General features: G+C 37.9%; 15 protein-coding genes. 8 read left to right on the forward strand and 7 right to left on the reverse strand.

Annotation, left to right across the window (positions count from 1 at the left end):
- On the forward strand, positions 1–630 hold a 630-nt coding region (locus tag REI64_RS17620), incomplete at its 5' end, for a pyridoxal-phosphate dependent enzyme (protein WP_308851469.1).
- Positions 631–671: 41 nt separating this feature from the next.
- On the opposite strand, the gene REI64_RS17625 is transcribed toward REI64_RS17620, so the two are convergent.
- From REI64_RS17625 to REI64_RS17635, 3 genes are all read right to left on the reverse strand, one after another.
- Complete coding sequence (locus REI64_RS17625; RefSeq protein ID WP_308851470.1) at positions 672–2,087, reverse strand: Gfo/Idh/MocA family oxidoreductase; 1,416 nt, start codon at positions 2,085–2,087, stop codon at positions 672–674.
- A 23-nt stretch (positions 2,088–2,110) separates the two neighbouring features.
- Positions 2,111–3,496, reverse strand: a complete 1,386-nt coding sequence (locus REI64_RS17630) for a DUF1080 domain-containing protein (RefSeq protein ID WP_308851471.1) — start codon at positions 3,494–3,496, stop codon at positions 2,111–2,113.
- A 153-nt stretch (positions 3,497–3,649) separates the two neighbouring features.
- Positions 3,650–4,936, reverse strand: coding sequence for a Gfo/Idh/MocA family oxidoreductase (locus tag REI64_RS17635; protein ID WP_308851472.1), 1,287 nt, complete (start codon positions 4,934–4,936; stop codon positions 3,650–3,652).
- Between the two features lie 427 nt (positions 4,937–5,363).
- On the opposite strand from REI64_RS17635, the gene lat reads away from it, so the two are divergent.
- Complete coding sequence (gene lat / locus REI64_RS17640; protein WP_308851473.1) at positions 5,364–6,695, forward strand: L-lysine 6-transaminase; 1,332 nt, start codon at positions 5,364–5,366, stop codon at positions 6,693–6,695.
- Between the two features lie 131 nt (positions 6,696–6,826).
- Positions 6,827–7,225, forward strand: a complete 399-nt coding sequence (locus tag REI64_RS17645) for a hypothetical protein (RefSeq protein ID WP_308851474.1) — start codon at positions 6,827–6,829, stop codon at positions 7,223–7,225.
- 38 nt (positions 7,226–7,263) lie between these two features.
- Here the strand turns inward: REI64_RS17645 and REI64_RS17650 are convergent, their stop codons facing one another.
- The 4 genes from REI64_RS17650 to REI64_RS17665 all read right to left on the reverse strand — a co-directional run bounded on the left by REI64_RS17650 (position 7,264) and on the right by REI64_RS17665 (position 10,660).
- Positions 7,264–8,625 (reverse strand): acyl-CoA dehydrogenase family protein, encoded by a 1,362-nt coding sequence (locus REI64_RS17650; protein ID WP_308851475.1) that lies wholly within the window; start codon positions 8,623–8,625, stop codon positions 7,264–7,266.
- A 105-nt stretch (positions 8,626–8,730) separates the two neighbouring features.
- Entirely contained in the window at positions 8,731–9,447 is a 717-nt protein-coding gene (bshB1, locus tag REI64_RS17655) for a bacillithiol biosynthesis deacetylase BshB1 (protein WP_308851476.1), read from the reverse strand.
- 79 nt (positions 9,448–9,526) lie between these two features.
- A complete protein-coding gene (locus REI64_RS17660) occupies positions 9,527–10,033 on the reverse strand; it encodes a glutathione peroxidase (RefSeq protein ID WP_308851477.1) in 507 nt (168 codons plus the stop codon).
- Between the two features lie 9 nt (positions 10,034–10,042).
- Positions 10,043–10,660, reverse strand: coding sequence for a DUF4294 domain-containing protein (locus tag REI64_RS17665; RefSeq protein WP_308851478.1), 618 nt, complete (start codon positions 10,658–10,660; stop codon positions 10,043–10,045).
- 111 nt (positions 10,661–10,771) lie between these two features.
- Here REI64_RS17665 and REI64_RS17670 point away from each other — a divergent pair, with 111 nt between their 5' ends.
- The 5 genes from REI64_RS17670 to REI64_RS17690 all read left to right on the forward strand — a co-directional run bounded on the left by REI64_RS17670 (position 10,772) and on the right by REI64_RS17690 (position 17,216).
- Positions 10,772–12,982, forward strand: a complete 2,211-nt coding sequence (locus REI64_RS17670) for a bifunctional (p)ppGpp synthetase/guanosine-3',5'-bis(diphosphate) 3'-pyrophosphohydrolase (protein WP_308851479.1) — start codon at positions 10,772–10,774, stop codon at positions 12,980–12,982.
- Positions 12,983–12,999: 17 nt separating this feature from the next.
- Positions 13,000–13,833 carry a Bro-N domain-containing protein gene (locus tag REI64_RS17675; RefSeq protein ID WP_308851480.1) on the forward strand — a complete coding sequence of 278 codons (834 nt, stop codon included), beginning with the start codon at positions 13,000–13,002 and terminating at the stop codon, positions 13,831–13,833.
- A 134-nt stretch (positions 13,834–13,967) separates the two neighbouring features.
- The gene (locus REI64_RS17680; protein WP_308851481.1) at positions 13,968–14,441 is read left to right on the forward strand and encodes a transcriptional repressor; all 474 of its coding nucleotides are present in this window, start codon (positions 13,968–13,970) and stop codon (positions 14,439–14,441) included.
- Between the two features lie 36 nt (positions 14,442–14,477).
- Complete coding sequence (locus REI64_RS17685) at positions 14,478–15,755, forward strand: adenylosuccinate synthase (RefSeq protein ID WP_308851482.1); 1,278 nt, start codon at positions 14,478–14,480, stop codon at positions 15,753–15,755.
- A gap of 204 nt (positions 15,756–15,959) precedes the next feature.
- Positions 15,960–17,216: an anthranilate synthase component I family protein gene (locus REI64_RS17690; RefSeq protein ID WP_308851483.1), complete on the forward strand. Its 1,257-nt coding sequence runs from the start codon at positions 15,960–15,962 to the stop codon at positions 17,214–17,216.
- Positions 17,217–17,224: the final 8 nt, after the last annotated feature.

Below are 17,224 nucleotides of genomic sequence, written 5' to 3' on the forward strand. Positions count from 1 at the left end.
ACTGCTTTTGTAAGAGGTGAAGAAGTTGAAAACCCTATGCTATCGCTTTGCAAACTATTTGGCATGCAATTGAAATTTGTAGACAGGAAAAGCTACAGAAACAAATGGGACTTGTTTGAAAAGTATTATGGAAATGATGATGATGCGTACTTTATAGATGAGGGTGGCGCAAGTGAAGAAGCTACCGTTGGCTGTGCAGAAATTATTTCAGAATTGAACGAGCATTTTGATCACATTTTTTGTGCTGCAGGCACCGGAACCACTGCTGCAGGTTTATTAATAGGCATCAATAAACTCGGCTTAAATACGCAACTTCATGTGGTTCCCGTATTAAAAGATGGTGATTTTATTAAGGATGAAATAGTACACTACGAAAAAGACCTCTCCAAATTGCAGCTACATACCGACTATCATTTCGGAGGTTATGCTAAAACCACTCCGCAACTAATTTCTTTTATTAAAGATTTCGCCTCAACAACTGGCGTGCTGATAGATCCCATCTATACTGGAAAAATGTTTTACGCAATTAATGATTTGTTCGAAAAAAAACAGCTGCCAAAAGACGCAAAAATATTAGCAGTGCATACTGGCGGCTTGTTCGGAATTTTAGGAAAAATCAACGAATTTTAAAAAGATGTCTGAAAGTATCCTTTAGACACCTTTAAAATAATCTACATTTTATAATATTGCTCCCACCCTTTTGCTGGTGGCGGACCTGCTAGTAGTGCATTCGCAAACTTATCGTTAACAATCTCTTTCTTAATCGGATCGAAATCTACTTTAGCATTAAGACGCTGTGTAATTACGCCCAAACAAAACACCTGACTTAACGGCCCAGCAACGCTAAAAGGAGATCTTGTCTTTTCTTCGCCCTTACAAGCTTTTAAAAAGTTGGCAAAATGATTGGAAGGAGATAGAGGCACTTCTGGCAGTTTATTTTTCAAATCATTTGCTTTTGCTTCTGGAATAATTTGAAGGGTACTTGCATGTGAGCCGCCCTTAAAAATTAAATCTTTGCTGTAGATAATTTTTCCAGGATTTAGCTTAGCAGGTTCTATATTGCCAGTACTTGGCGGCGGAATATTCGGATCTAAACCAGAAACACCATATCCTTCTGGGATTTTCGGCAGATTATCTAATCCATCGTACCAAGTAATATCTACAGGAGGCATACCTTTTCTTTTTGGAAAATGGAAGTTAATGGTAGAAGACATTGGAAAAAAGAACGAATTATGATCTTTCAGATATTTTGCTTCCACTTGTGTGGGCAAACCGAGTTCTAAAAATTCATGTGCTGTATCTAAAATGTGTGCACCCCAATCGCCTAGCGCACCCATACCAAAATCGAACCAGCAACGCCATTGGCCATTCACAAAATCTTTATTGTAATCGTGCCCTAGTGTTTGCATTTGCCACAATTCCCAGTCTAGTGTAGTTGGTATTACTTCTGCTGGTGGAAAACTCTTCATTTTAGGGTTCCAACTGTGCCATCTGCGTGGCATATTCATGTGTGCATCTATTTGGGTTACATCCTTAATAATCCCTGCATCTTTCCAAGCCTTAAACTGAAAGTAATTTGCTTCCGAATGCCCTTGATTACCCATTTGAGTAACCAATTTAGGGCTTTTCTTAGCTTTCTGCATCATCAGCTCCACTTCCCAAAATGTTTGGGCCATTGGTTTCTCCACATAAACATGCTTACCCAAATCTAAGGCTAGCATAGTAACAGCAAAATGGGCAAAATCTGGTGTACCTATAGAAACAGCATCTATCTGATTTCCCATTTTATCGAACATTTGCCTAAAGTCCTTAAATCGGGGAACGTTAGGAAACATTTGCAAAATCTTTTGCGTGTGCTCGGCTTCCATGTCTACATCGCAAAGCGCAACGATATTACAAAGACCCGTTTTGTATAAATCTCTAATGATTTCTCCTGCCCTGTTTCCTACACCAACACAGGCCAAATTAACCCGTTCATTTGCAGAAGCAAAAGGTATTTTTCCTAAAAGACTATTTGAAAGCATCACACCTCCACCTGCCATAACTGTTTGGCTAATGAAACTGCGACGAGAAAGGTAATGGTTCATATTTTTTGGTTTAGTGGTAATCGCTATTTCAATTTCTTAATTTTGATATTTCTGAAGGAAACGTTATCTCCATGATCTTGTAAAAGTATGTGGCCTTGAGGAGCTTCTCCAAAACTCTCCCAATCTTTATACTTGCTTTTAGCAACCAAATCGCGAAAATCTTGAGAGCCACGTTTATATTGTACCACCTTAATTCCGTTGAGATAATGAGTTACGGTGTTATCTGCAGCAACCACTATTCTGCCCCTATTCCACTCGCCAATAGGTCGGCGGGCTCTTGTTTCTTTATTTGATGTAATTAAATCGTATAACGATGCTAATGTACGGTTTCCATCACGGCCCATTTTAGCATCCGGATGTAGTTTATCATCCAGTATTTGATATTCTAATCCTATCGCCGAGCCCTGTGTTTTTTCTTTAAGCGTTACAAAATATTTGACACCGCTGTTGGCACCCGGGCTAAGCTTAAACTCAAATGATAAATCGAACACACTATACTGATCTCGGGTAATAATATCGCCACCATTGGTAGATTCGCCACCATCCGATTTTAACACAGTCATTTCTCCCTTACCTACCTTCCACCCTTTTTCGGGAAACGAATTTCCGCGAACACTTCTCCATTGGTCGGCTTTTTCATCATCGAACAGCAACGAAAAACCTGCGGCCTTTTCAGCAGAACTTAGCTGATTAGGCTTTAGATTAACCACAAAAACATCTTTAGAAAACGGTTTAGTCTTTAAGTTTTTTGTCTGGATGCGGATATTTTTGAAATAGACCTTCTTACCATCTAATTTATCTGGGATACTATGTACTTGTAAACCAATAAAGCCTCTTTTATCTAAGGTATCGATAACATAAGATACAGGCACATTATTAACCCAAGTGCGTAATTCATCGCCTATGGCTTCGATACGAATTCTGTTAAATTCATTAGGTTTATAGGCAGATTTAGCTGCCTCATTAAGATCTAAGGGATATAACCATCCACGTCTGGCTTCGTCATAAATACCACCAGTCCAAGCCCTTGCCGTAGGGTCTACTTCTACTTGCCTACCAAATACCCTCTTCTTTTCTGCATCATAATGACTTCTAGTTTGCACGCCCGAATTAGTTCCTTCTCCCTCAAGTTTAATATCTACTTCTAAGATAAAGTCTCCATATTCCTTCTGTGTCACTAAAAAGGAGTTAGGCGTACCTTTGGTCATTGTTCCAACTATTGCACCTTTTTCAATCGTGTATGGTGCGTTGCCACCTAGTTTTTTCCAGCCCTTTAAACTTTTCCCATCAAATAAGTTATGCCAACCTTTATCACTTACTGCTTTTTTTTGAGCGAATATATGCACCGGCTGGTAGGAAATAACACCAACAGCTAGTGCGGTGAAAATTTTTGAAATAGTAGTTTTCATTATATTATATTTTGGTTGTTCGGTTTGTTAGTTATTTAGTATTTGATTATTTATAAATATTTCCCGCAGATTACCATTGATATTCCACGCAGATTTACGGTGATTTCTATTTAATATTTGGTTTGTTTCTTGTTTGGATAATTGGTAATTGCTCTATATGCTTGGCAGTTTATATCCATTATTGTATTTAGCAGCTAGATATTTATTGGCTTCTGCGTCTGTAAATCTACGCTTGCTACGATCCCAGTACAGTTTTTTACCCGTACGGTAGGCTATATTTCCCATCTGAGAAAATGCGGCGATGTTTGCGCCAACTTGAATGGGAGCATTTAGCATTGAGCTATCTTTTCTAGTGATGGCTTCAACAAAATTTTCCATGTGCAGCTCTAGCCCCCTATCTTTTGGCTTTTGTAAAGCAATAGCTTCCATTCTATCTTTCTCTGGAATAACCTCCCAGCCATTTCTATTTAGCACCAACGTGCCATTATTTCCAATGAAAGCTACACCGTGGCTTCTGCCGTACAAACCAAGACCAATACCTATGGCATGCTCCCATTGTATGCTGAAATCTTCAAATTCGTATATCACATTCAAAGTGTCTGGCGTTTCGGCTGCTCCGTTCGGGTCTGCAAACTTACCTCCTGATGCCATTACTGAAATAGGATCGGAAGCTTTCATTCCCAGCAAAGCGTAGTCTAAGAGGTGTACTCCCCAGTCTGTCATTAAGCCTCCTGCATAATCCCAAAACCAACGAAACTCGAAATGGAACCTATTTGGATTAAATGGTCTTTTTTGTGCAGGGCCTAACCACATATCATAATGTACACCTTCTGGCACAGCAGTATCTGGTTTATTCTCGATTGTTTTTTTCCAATCCAGATAAGACCAAGCCTTTACCGTTCTTATCTTACCTAACTTACCAGAATGAATAAAATCCATTGCATCGCGAAAATGGCGCTGGCTACGCTGCCATTGCCCAACCTGCACAATACTCGAACTGCTTTTAACAGCTTTTACCATCACATCGCACTCTAAGATCGAATTTCCTATCGGTTTTTCAACGTACACATGCTTTCCAGTTTTCACGGCATCTACCATTTGTAAACAATGCCAATGATCTGGCGTTGCAACAATAACAGCATCTACCAAATCACCTTTTAACATTTCTTGGTAGGACACAAATGTCTTTACCTTAATTCCTTTATCAGCTAATTCAGTCTTACGCTTATTTAATATATTTTCATCTACGTCACACAACGCAGTGCAAACAACCTGTCCGTTTTTTAATATAGCATTTAGGTTTGACCAGCCCATTCCATTTACTCCAATAAGGCCCACTCTAATTTTCTTATCGCTTTGTATTGCAAAAACATGATTAAGAGGCACGAAAGTAGCTGCCGTAAATATGGATGAAGCCTTTAGAAACTCTTTTCTATTCATTATCTGGGATATATTTGTATATGCCAACTATATATTGCTTTAGAGCAAAAAATAGGCACCAGCCAAAAAGCCTTTGCAATAAAAATAGTTAAAAGAAATTAGCAACTGAAGAATGTGCCTAAACGCAAACGTTTGCGTCTTGCTTTTTTAGAAATGTAATGAATGTTTTACATCAAGGAGTTCTCAAAAATTAGATTTGGCATCAATAATTCGTTCAGGAGGAATTGGTTTTCTCCCAAAAAAAGCAGCATTTTCAAACAGATTGTCTAAAATATTTTTCCACATTTTTTAAAAGCGGTTAAAGTTTTAAGCAAAATCTAACTTTAAACTGTTTAAACCTAGTTTTTGAACTCTGAGTTCAAAAACCCTCTAAATTTGATATTTTGGCACATTTATATAAATTTGATTTCAACCAAAACTCAAATTTATGTATCAATTAAATGTTGCTGCAGACCAAGTTTCACAAGCGCTAAAAAAACATATCCTTGCCGATGGCTACGACCTTACCTACGACATGGAAAAAAGTAATGGCGCCTATATTTACGATTCGAAATACAATCGCAAACTTTTAGATTTTTTCACCTGCTTTGCTTCCGTTCCTTTAGGTTACAATCATCCAAAAATGGTAAATGACGAAGCTTTTAAACATAACCTACTGCTAGCTGCATTGGCTAATCCATCAAACTCCGATGTTTATACACAGCAATATGCAGAGTTTGTAAATACCTTCTCTCGCGTAGGTATTCCTGATTATTTACCGCATGCCTTTTTTATTGCAGGTGGTGCCTTGGCTGTAGAAAATGCACTTAAAGTTGCCATGGATTGGAAGGTTCAAAAAAACTTCGCCAAAGGCTACAAAGAAGAGAAGGGATTTAAGGTAATTCACTTCGAAAAAGCTTTTCACGGCAGAAGCGGCTATACCCTTAGTTTAACCAACACCCTACCAGATAAAACCAAATGGTTTGCCAAATTCGACTGGCCAAGGGTAAGTACACCGCAACTCAAGTTCCCTTTAAACGAAGAAAACTTAAAAGTTGCAGCACAAACAGAGGCTGCTTCTTTAGCTCAAATCAAGCAGGCTTTTGCAGATAATAAGGACGAAATTTGCGCCATCATTATCGAGCCAATTCAATCTGAAGGTGGTGATAATCATATTAGGGAAGAGTTTCTAATTCAGCTACGCCAATTGGCAGATGAAAATGAAGCAATGCTGATTTACGATGAAATTCAAACTGGTGTGGGCTTAACTGGAAAATTTTGGTGCCACCAGCATTTTAGCGAACAAGCCAGACCAGACATTTTAACATTCGGCAAGAAAATGCAGATATGCGGTATTTTGGTAGGCAACAAGGTTAACGAAGTAGATGGTAATGTATTTAAAGTTCCTTCCCGTATTAACTCTACCTGGGGCGGCAATTTGGTAGACATGGTGCGTTCTACACAAATTTTAAGTATCATAGAAGAAGACCAACTTTGCGAAAACGCAGCAAATGTAGGCGAATACCTGAAAAACCAATTGCACGAACTAGCCAACAAATATGATAAAATGAGTAATGTGCGTGGTAGAGGCCTACTTTGTTCTTTCGATTTTCCTAACAAGGAAATGAGAAACAAGTTCGTAGAAAAAGGGATGGAAAACAACGTGATGTTTTTAGGTTGCGGTAACCAAACCATTCGCTTTAGGCCAGCACTTTGCATTGAGAAAAAACATATCGACGAAGGAATTGAAATAATGTACAAAATATTACCTACACTGTAATAAGCTTCGCAGAAATAACATTTTAAAACCATTAAGAAGTTAAGGTTAGTTAAAGCTTAACTTCTTAATGGTTTTCTATTTCTTGACTTCTCTGCTACAAACTGAAAATCAATTTGCATTAACTTCGAAACATGAAAAAAGCTGGACTGGCACTATTGGCTATCGCACTTATTGGCTGGATGCTAAAAGACACTTTCACGCAATCTGGAATTGAGGATTTGAAGGGCGGTTTTACCGAAGTTGCCAATTATAGAAACGAAAACAATACCGGTCCGGTACAGCGCATTTATGCCGTAACCGTTAAAGATACCACTGCCGCACAGCTCAAAGAATATGGAGATTTAATGCCTCACACCAAGTATGGCAACACCAAAGTTTACTACTTTTTTGAAGGCAAAGCCGCTCCTACACAATTAGTACCAGGCGATGTAAATTTTGACACCCAATTCAATGCCCACTGTTTTGCACTTTACGAAAAGAGCGCTATGGGCAATGTAGGCTTACTGAAATGGCCATTTAAATATGATTAGACTTACGAAGTTTTTGAAACTTCGTAAGTATTCAATTCTTAAACGAAGGCAGAATGACCGGTAATTGCTCGCCCAACAATTAAAGTATTGATTTCCTTGGTGCCTTCGTAAGAATAAATTGCCTCGGCGTCAGCCACAAAACGAGCCACATCATATTCTAACAAAATGCCGTTACCCCCCATTACTTCTCTTGCTCTACTCACTACATCGCGGGTACGCATAGAACAAAAAACTTTGGCCAACGAAGCATGTTCATCGGTCAATAAATTTTGGTCTTGCAATTGCGACAACCTGAAACATAAGGTTTGCATAGCGGTAAGATTAGACAACATCTCAACCAAATGATTTTGGATGAGTTGAAACGAAGAAATAGGTCTACCGAACTGCTTACGCTTTTGCGTGTAGGCCAAAGCGGCTTCGTAAGCCCCTCTAGCACAACCAACTGCCTGCCAAGCTACTCCTGCTCTGGTCATCTGCAAAACCTTTGCAGTATCTTTAAACGAATTGGCATTTTGCAATCTGTCTGCTTCGTCTAATTCGCAATTATTGAGTGTAATTAAACCATTTTGCACAATGCGTAAAGCCATTTTATCCTGCATTTTCTCTACCGAAATGCCTGGTGTTCCTTTTCTAACGATAAAACCTTTTACTTGGTTATCATCTAAATCTCTGGCCCAAATAATGGTAATATCAGAAAAAGTGGCATTGCCAATCCACTTTTTTTGCCCGTTAATAATCCACTTATTTCCCTTGCGCTTAACCGTAGTCGTTAATCCACCAGCGGCACCTGAACCAACTTCTGGTTCTGTTAAGCCAAACGCACCAATAGTTTTAAATTGCTGCATAGACGGCAACCATTCTTGCTTTTGCTCTTCGGAACCGCACAAGTAAATACTGCCCATGGCTAAACCGCTTTGTACGCCAAAAAAAGTAGACATCGATGTATCGATACGTGCCAACTCCATCGCTAAAATGCCTTCCATTAAGTTAGATTTACCTGCGCAACCGTAGCCTTTGTAAACCAAGCCACACACGTTCAGCTCAGCAATTTTAGGAATTATTTCATGCGGAAATTCGGCTCGTAGCCAGTAATCGTTAACAATTGGTTTAACTTCTTTTTCTAAGAAAGCTCGTACTTTGAGCTGTAGCGCTCGGTCTTCTTCGTTTAAAGCTTCTTCTCCAAGCTGATAAAAATCTCCTTCAATGGGTGGCAGTTCCTTTTTACGAGAACTTCCGCCCATCATTTTCATCATACCTTGTAATTGCTTTTCGTCGAGACTAGAAATTGTCTCTACCATTTTAGGTAGATCAACTTTTTTAGAAAGTGCATCTAGTTTTTCAAAATCTACACTTTTAAATAATTGATAAGCGTTTTTTAAAGAGGAAAATAGATTAGCCATAGATGGGATATGTTTAATGTAAAAGTTTGAAGTCTCACTATTGTAAAACCTCGTTACCTTTGTTTAAACAAGAAATACCCTAAATTGTTGGCTTTTGGATGATTTCTACCTCAAATCGAACAAACTTTCTACCCCTAAAAGCTTTCTTGAGGTAAAGCCTTCGCCATATTCTGCCCCAATGTTTTTACCCATTTCCCTTGCTCTGGCAACAACCGATTGCAAAAAGGCAGGCGTTGAAATATAGGTTTGCGGTTCGTTTTCATCTGAACTATCGAACTGTGTTTTGAAAGCTCTAATAGCTGCGATTTTCTGCTCCATTTGCTCCGAAATATCAACAATAATATCTGGTTTGATGTACGTGTCTTGGATATATTGTAAAGTTAGACGTGGTCGCCAAGGTTCTTGCTTTACACCGTCAAGCTCGGTTTCAATCCTCCTTAATCCAGAAAGGAAAATAGAATCATTAGCCAAATCAGAAGCTCTACCATGATCAGGGTGTCGGTCATACAAGGCATTAGTTAGAACAATTTCGGGTTGATACTTACGAATCATCTTAATTACTTCCAATTGATGCGCTTCATCATTTTTGAAAAATCCGTCTCTTATGCCAATATTTTCTCTAGCGTGAACGCCCATAATTGCAGAAGCATTTTTAGACTCCTCGGCACGAGTTTCAATTGTGCCACGAGTGCCAAGTTCACCTCTAGTAAAATCTATAATCCCAACTTTCTTACCTAGCGCAATATGTTTGATAATCGTACCCGAGCATCCCAATTCTGCATCATCTGGATGAACGGCTAAAACCAATAAATCTAATTTCATTTATACTTCATTTTACCACAAAGACACCAAGAGCACAGAGTTTGCTTTTTGTGTTCTTGGTGTCTTTGTGGTTTCTATATTAGACATTTTCTTGTAAAAGACGTTGTATTTTTTTCTTCACCTTAGATGAAGTTGGCTTAGTAAACGGAAAGAAATACTCCACTACTTCACCTTTTTTATTAACGAGGTATTTATGGAAATTCCAACGAGGTGTAGAAGTTAAATTTCCGTTTTGTTTCTTATCTGCTAAGAATTTAAATAACGGATGAGCTTCTTTTCCTCTAATCATCACTTTATCGAAAATTGGAAAAGCAACACCGTAATTCACTTCACAAAATTCATTAATTGCTTTTCCATCCAAAGGTTCTTGTTTACCAAAATCGTTTGAAGGAAAACCCAAAATTTCGAAACCTTGCTCAGCAAACTCTTCTCTAATTTGTTGTAATTCTTTTAACTGAGGTGTAAATCCACAACCAGAAGCTGTGTTCACAATCAACAATACTTTGCCCTTGTAGTCGGCCAAGTTTTTTTCTGTTCCATTGATAAGGCGAGCCTTAAATGGATACACTGTTGGAGTTACATTCATATTTCAACCTTACTGATAGTAGCCAGAACCTCTAATGATCGATTCGATATCTCTATCTTCCTGAACACTGTAGGTACTCTTTAAGTTATGACCAACCACCCTAGCGACCAATTGGTAAGAAAATGCAGCAAATTTACCTTTCGTTTCCTTCACAATATCGTAGGTTGTCCGTCCAACTTCCCTATCAATTAATTTAGTTAGTATCTGTCCTTGTGTAATGGTCAACTCCTTGATTTCAGTGTTGAACATTTTTTTAATTTCGTTGTCGCAAGCCTTTACCAAGCGTTTTTGTTCTTTTTTATCAGAAACTAGTGCTAATTCACGTTCCAATTGCTCGTATCTGCGTTTAGCATAAAGGGCATAAGGCATAACTTTAAGCACATTGTATCTCAACCTGTTATAGGCTGCTTGCTCTTGTGGCGACTTCCAAATTCGCTGTCCGTAAATAACTACCTCCCTTAAACCAATCCATGGAATCATGAAACCACCATCTACCGTAGCAGCTACACGAATGGTATCATTTTTGCCTAATTTTGGCCAAATAGCAGTTGATGTGCTGTCTTGCGCTTGGGCACAAAAACCAGCAATCATGACAATTGAAAGAGCAAAAAGACGATAAAATTTCATAAATTTATGCCTATTCAAAGTTAGCGCTATTTTTATATATTCGTTTTAACTACAAACCTAATATAATACTTTATAGTTTAATATCACTATAATTTTACCTAGAAAATACAAATGAAGAATACTTTGGTTATAGATCTGGAAGTCGAGAAAAAGGAAATACTTAAACGGTATCGTGCTTTGCTACGTGCCTGTAAATCAACATTACAAAGGGGAGATAAAAAAGAAATACGCAAGGCTTTTGACATGGCTCTGGAGAGCCATAAAGATATGCGCCGTAAGTCGGGCGAACCTTACATTTACCATCCTATCGCTGTAGCTCAAATTGCTGCCGAAGAAATTGGTTTAGGTACCACATCAATTGTATGTGCCTTATTACATGATGTTGTTGAGGATACCGACATTACTTTGGAAGATATTGAACGTGAGTTTGGTAAAAAAACTGCTAAAATTATTGATGGCTTAACCAAAATATCGGGAGTTTTTGACACCAATAGTTCTTTACAGGCAGAGAATTTTAGGAAAATGCTCCTTACGCTAGCAGATGATGTAAGGGTAATTTTGATAAAGCTGGCAGATAGGCTGCACAATATGCGTACGATGGATTTTATGCCTCGTCACAAACAGCTGAAAATAGCATCGGAAACTATTTACTTGTATGCTCCTTTAGCGCACAGGTTGGGTTTATACGCAATAAAATCTGAGCTGGAAGACTTATCTATGAAGTACTTAGAGCCAGACACTTACAAGTACATTGCCACACAACTTAACGAGAAAAAAGCGGAGAGAAATGCCTTTATCAAAGCTTTTGTTGAGCCAATTAATGATATTTTAGCAGAGCAGGGATTAGTAGCAAATGTTTACGGTCGCCCAAAATCTATCCATTCAATATGGAACAAGATGAAGAAAAAGAACATCCCTTTTGAGGAGGTGTACGATCTTTTTGCCATAAGAATTATCCTAGACAGCAGCCCAGAAAGTGAAAAAGCGGATTGCTGGAAGGCCTACTCTATAGTTACCGACTTGTACCGTCCAAACCCAGATCGTTTGCGTGACTGGGTTTCATCGCCAAAAGGAAATGGCTACGAATCATTACACACTACCGTGATGGGGCCAAAAGGTCAGTGGGTAGAAGTGCAGATACGTACCCAGCGTATGAACGAGATTGCAGAAAAAGGTTTCGCAGCACACTGGAAGTATAAAGAAAGCAGTAACGATAACGGTCTTGACCAATGGATACAGAAAGTTCGTGAAATGCTAAGTAATCCAGAATCTAATGCACTAGATTTCTTGGATGATTTTAAAATGAACCTTTTCTCTGATGAGATTTTCATTTTTACTCCGAAAGGAGCTTTGTTGCAATTGCCTTTAGGTGCTACAGCTCTAGATTTTGCTTTCGAAATTCATACAGATATCGGTGCAAAATGTATTGGTGCAAAGGTTAACCATAAATTGGTACCGCTTTCGTACAAGCTACAAAATGGCGATCAAGTAGAAATCATCACCTCAAGCAAGCAAACCCCTAAGGAAGATTGGTTGAATATTGTGATGACGGCAAAAGCCAAGTCGAAAATCAAATCATCATTAAAAGAAGAAAAACGGAAAATTGCAGAAGAAGGAAAGGAAATTTTAGAGCGCAAGTTAAAGTCGCTTAAAATTACTTACAACACTGACAACCTAAACAAGCTTAGTTATTTCTTTAAACTACAGTCTACGCAAGATTTGTTCATTTCTGTTGCTACAGGAAAAATAGAACTAAAAGATTTAAAAGAATACATTGCTAGTGAAAAAGAAATAGAGAATCGTGGCAATGAAAGAGCTACAGACAACGAACGTATTGATGCATTACTTAAAAAAGTTAAAGGACCAGAATCGGATGTTTTACTAATTGGCGAAGATTTACAAAAGATAGACTATACGCTAGCGGCTTGCTGCAATCCAATTCCAGGAGATGATGTTTTTGGCTTTGTAACGGTAAATGAAGGCATTAAAATACATCGTACTAATTGCCCTAATGCAGCACAGCTGATGGCCAACTATGGTTATCGTGTAGTGAAAGCAAAATGGAACAAGCAACAAGAATTAAGTTTCTTAACCGGGCTAAGAATTGTTGGAATTGATGACGTAGGTTTAATTAACAGCTTAACCAAAGTTATTTCTAACGACTTTAAAGTAAATATCCGTTCCATTACTATTGATACCGATGATGGTATTTTTGATGGCTCTATAAAAGTATTTGTTAATGATAAGGAGCATCTGGATAATTTGATAAAAAACTTATTGGCGGTGAAAGGCATTACCGGGGTAACGAGGTTTGATGCTTAAATATCAATTCCTTATCTATGAAAAAAGAAAATTCTATTCAATTATTTGAAGACAAAAAAGTTAGAACGCTTTGGAGCGAAGAAGAGGAAAAATGGTATGTTTCTATTATAGATGTTATAGAAGTACTAACTGGAACAGATCGTCCAAGAAAATATTGGAATGATTTAAAAACGAAGCTGAAAAAAGAAGGAAGTGAACTGTCCGAAAAAATCGGACAGTTGAAAATGTATGCTCCTGATGGAAAAATGCGCATTACTGACGTTGCTGATACTGAGCATATTTTTAGGCTCATCCAATCTATACCATCGCCGAAAGCTGAACCATTTAAATTGTGGCTGGCACAAGTGGGTTCTGAACGTTTGGATGAATTGCAAGATCCTGAAATTTCTATTGACAGAGCCCTTGAGCAATATCTTAAGTTGGGATATTCTGAGAATTGGATTAATCAACAGTTAAAAAGTATTGAAATCCGTAAGGAATTAACAGACGAGTGGAAAAAAAGAGGATTAAAGGAAGGCTTACAATTTGCGACACTTACAGATATCATTACCAATGCATGGGCGGGTAAAACAACAAAGGAATATAAGGCACTAAAAGGTTTGAAGAAAGAAAACCTTAGAGACAACATGACCAATACCGAGTTAATTTTAAATATGCTTGCAGAGGCTTCCACGAAGGACATTTCTCAAGCCACAAATCCTGAGACATTTGAGGAAAGTAAAAAAGTAGCTCAACAAGGTGGTGATGTTGCCAAAGTAGCACGGTTAGAATTGGAGTCTAAAACTGGCAAAAAAGTTGTGAGCAGTTTAAATGCTAAATCTAATTTGAAAGAACTCCCTTCAAAGAAATAAAAGTAACTGCTTCTCTATTGTTTTTCTTACCATAGTCAAAACAATTCAACAATAAGGCATTTTATCAACATAAATCCGTGTAATCTTTCAATCTGTGAAATCAAATAGTTACCTTTGGAATGGAGTTTAAAACTATGTCTGAACAGAACACAAGTGAGTTGGTTAGAAAGATATTCGAAGCCTATCTCGAAAACAAAAACTTAAGAAAAACCCCTGAGCGTTTTGCTATTTTAGAAGAAATCTACTCAAGAGATGATCACTTTGACGTAGAAACCCTTTACATACACATGAAAAATCAAAAATATCGTGTAAGTAGGGCTACCGTTTATAATACGCTAGAGCTTCTAGTTTCTTGTGACTTGGTAACAAAACACCAATTCGGCAAGAACATGGCACAGTTCGAAAAATCATACGGCTATCACCAACACGACCACGTTATTTGTATAGATTGTGGTAAGGTGGTAGAGTTTTGCGATCCTCGTATTGGTCAAATCCAAAATATGGTGGGCGATTTACTAAAATTCGACATCAAACATCACTCTTTAAACCTTTATGGAGTATGTTTCGATTGTAGCGCCGCAGCAACCATTAAAAACAAAGCACACTAATTATTTACAAAACCAATATTCTCTTAATTTAAAATAATGACGCAAGTAGATGTACTACTAGGCCTACAATGGGGCGATGAAGGTAAAGGAAAAATCGTTGACGTTCTTAGTCCACAATATGATTTAATAGCTCGTTTTCAAGGCGGCCCCAATGCTGGGCACACCCTAGAGTTCGATGGCAAAAAATTTGTACTTAATACTATTCCATCAGGCATTTTCAACGAAAAAACCATGAACCTTATAGGAAATGGTGTTGTAATTGACCCGATTATTTTAAAAAGAGAATTAGATAATTTAAGAGCTGCTGGCCACGATCCTGTTGGAAAAGGAAAATTAGTTTTGGCACGTAAAGCGCACTTAATTTTACCTACTCACCAATTATTAGATGCTGCTAACGAGCAAAAAATGGGTGCTGGTAAAATTGGTTCTACGTTAAAAGGTATTGGCCCAACGTATATGGACAAAACTGGCAGAAACGGTATTCGTGTTGGTGATACAACCTTGCCAGACTTTAAAGAAAGATACGAAAAGCTAGTACAAAAACATAAAGAAATCCTTTCTCATTACGAGTTTGAGTACGATTTAACTGAAAAAGAAGCTGCATTTTTTGAAGCTATCGAATTTATCAAATCTATTCCTCATGTAGATAGCGAGCATTTTGTAAATGGCTACCTAAAAGAAGGTAAAAAGGTTTTGGCAGAAGGTGCTCAAGGCGCATTGTTAGATGTTGATTTTGGTTCTTATCCATTTGTTACTTCATCAAATACTACTACTGCTGGTGCTTGTACTGGTTTAGGTATAGCTCCTAATAAAGTGGGCGATGTTTACGGAATTTTCAAAGCATACTGCACACGTGTTGGTGGTGGTCCATTCCCTACTGAATTATTCGACGAAACTGGCGAAACTTTACGCGCTGTAGGTCACGAGTTTGGTGCAACTACAGGTAGGGCTCGCCGTTGCGGATGGATTGACCTTCCAGCATTAAAATATGCCATCATGTTAAACGGTGTTACCGAATTGATCATGATGAAAGCTGACGTATTAGATGGTTTTGATACTATTTACGCTTGTACTCACTACGAGCACGACGGTCAAACGATCGATTATATGCCTTATGACATCATCACAGTAGAACCGAAACCAGTTTTAAAAGCAATTGAAGGTTGGAAAACTGATTTAACTGGTATCACTTCTACTGATCAAATCCCTGCGCAGTTAAATGCTTATATCGAATTCTTGGAGAAAGAACTAGAAGTGCCAATCAAATTTTTATCGGTTGGCCCAGACAGAACACAAACTTTAACTTTGAAATAAAATTTATTGCAGATTGCGATCGTCATTGCGAGGTACGAAGCAATCCTACAACAGTTTTAACTTTGTCAACTTTCTAGCACACTGTATAGAAAGTTGACAAAGTTTTATTCCCATCACATTAAGATTGCTTGCCCACGAGAATAGCCGGGAAAGCTGTATCTTGCCACACAGTAACCCCTTTGTGGGCAATGACAATTTTGTTAGATGACTCCGCACCAAATCAGCAGTTTTAAACAAAAAGTACTTCAATATGCTTCAAACTTCGAGGTTTGTTGTTATCTAGATTCTCACAATTACGAAGACAAATATGGCAAGCACGATTGCTTAATTGCTTTCGGAAAAGACAAAGAACTCACTGCTTCTACCGGAACAGCCTTTGAATCGCTAAAATCATTTGTTGATGAAAACAAAGAGTGGATGTTTGGACTATTTACTTACGATTTAAAAGGAGAAATAGAAAACATCCCTAATTCAAAAATTGATAAATTAAACTTTCCAGATCTCTATTTTTTTGTTCCTTGCAGTTTAATCGCTATCAAAGGCGATGAAGTTCAGGTTTTAAAAGGTGATAAAGACATCCTTAAAAAGATTGAAGACGTAAATTTAGCACCTCATACAGCTGCTTTAAAAGTAAATATTAATCAGAAGTTTACTCGTGAAGAATACATATCTAGTATAGAAAGGATTAAGCAGCATATTAAACGAGGCGATATTTATGAAATGAATTTTTGTCAAGAGTTTTTTTCAGAAAATGCCCACATCGATCCTTTATCCGTTTATCATAACTTAACCAATATTTCCCCTACTCCATTTGCTGGTTTTTTCAAAATTGGCAGCAAATATATTTTATCGGCCACGCCAGAAAGATTTTTATCTAAAAGAGGAAATGTGTTGACATCGCAACCGATAAAAGGAACCGCTAAAAGAAGCCTTGACCAAACGGAAGATCTGCGCATTAAAGCGGATTTAAAAAACAGCAAAAAAGAGCAGGCAGAAAATGTAATGATCGTAGATTTGGTGCGAAATGACCTCACCAAAAGCGCAGTGAAAGGAACGGTTAAAGTTGATGAATTATTTGGGATTTATACTTTTCCGCAGGTCCATCAAATGATTTCAAGCATTAGTTGCGAATTATCTCCAGATGCGCATTTTGTTGATGCTATCAAAAATACCTTTCCAATGGGATCTATGACCGGCGCACCGAAACTACGTGCTATGCAGCTGATTGACGAGTACGAAAGAAGTAAGCGAGGAGCCTATTCTGGTTCTTTTGGCTATATTAACCCCCACGGCGACTTTGATTTTAACGTAGTTATCAGGAGTATCCTTTACAACACAGAAACAGCATACTTATCATTTCAAGTTGGTGGTGCTATTACTTATGAATCTGATGCAGAGAAGGAATATGAAGAATGTTTGGTTAAGGCATCCGCTATTATGAGCGTGCTCACTGAAGATTAGGTTAAGAT

Source organism: Pedobacter sp. (assembly GCF_031119335.1).
In the GTDB taxonomy this organism is placed as follows: domain Bacteria; phylum Bacteroidota; class Bacteroidia; order Sphingobacteriales; family Sphingobacteriaceae; genus Pedobacter.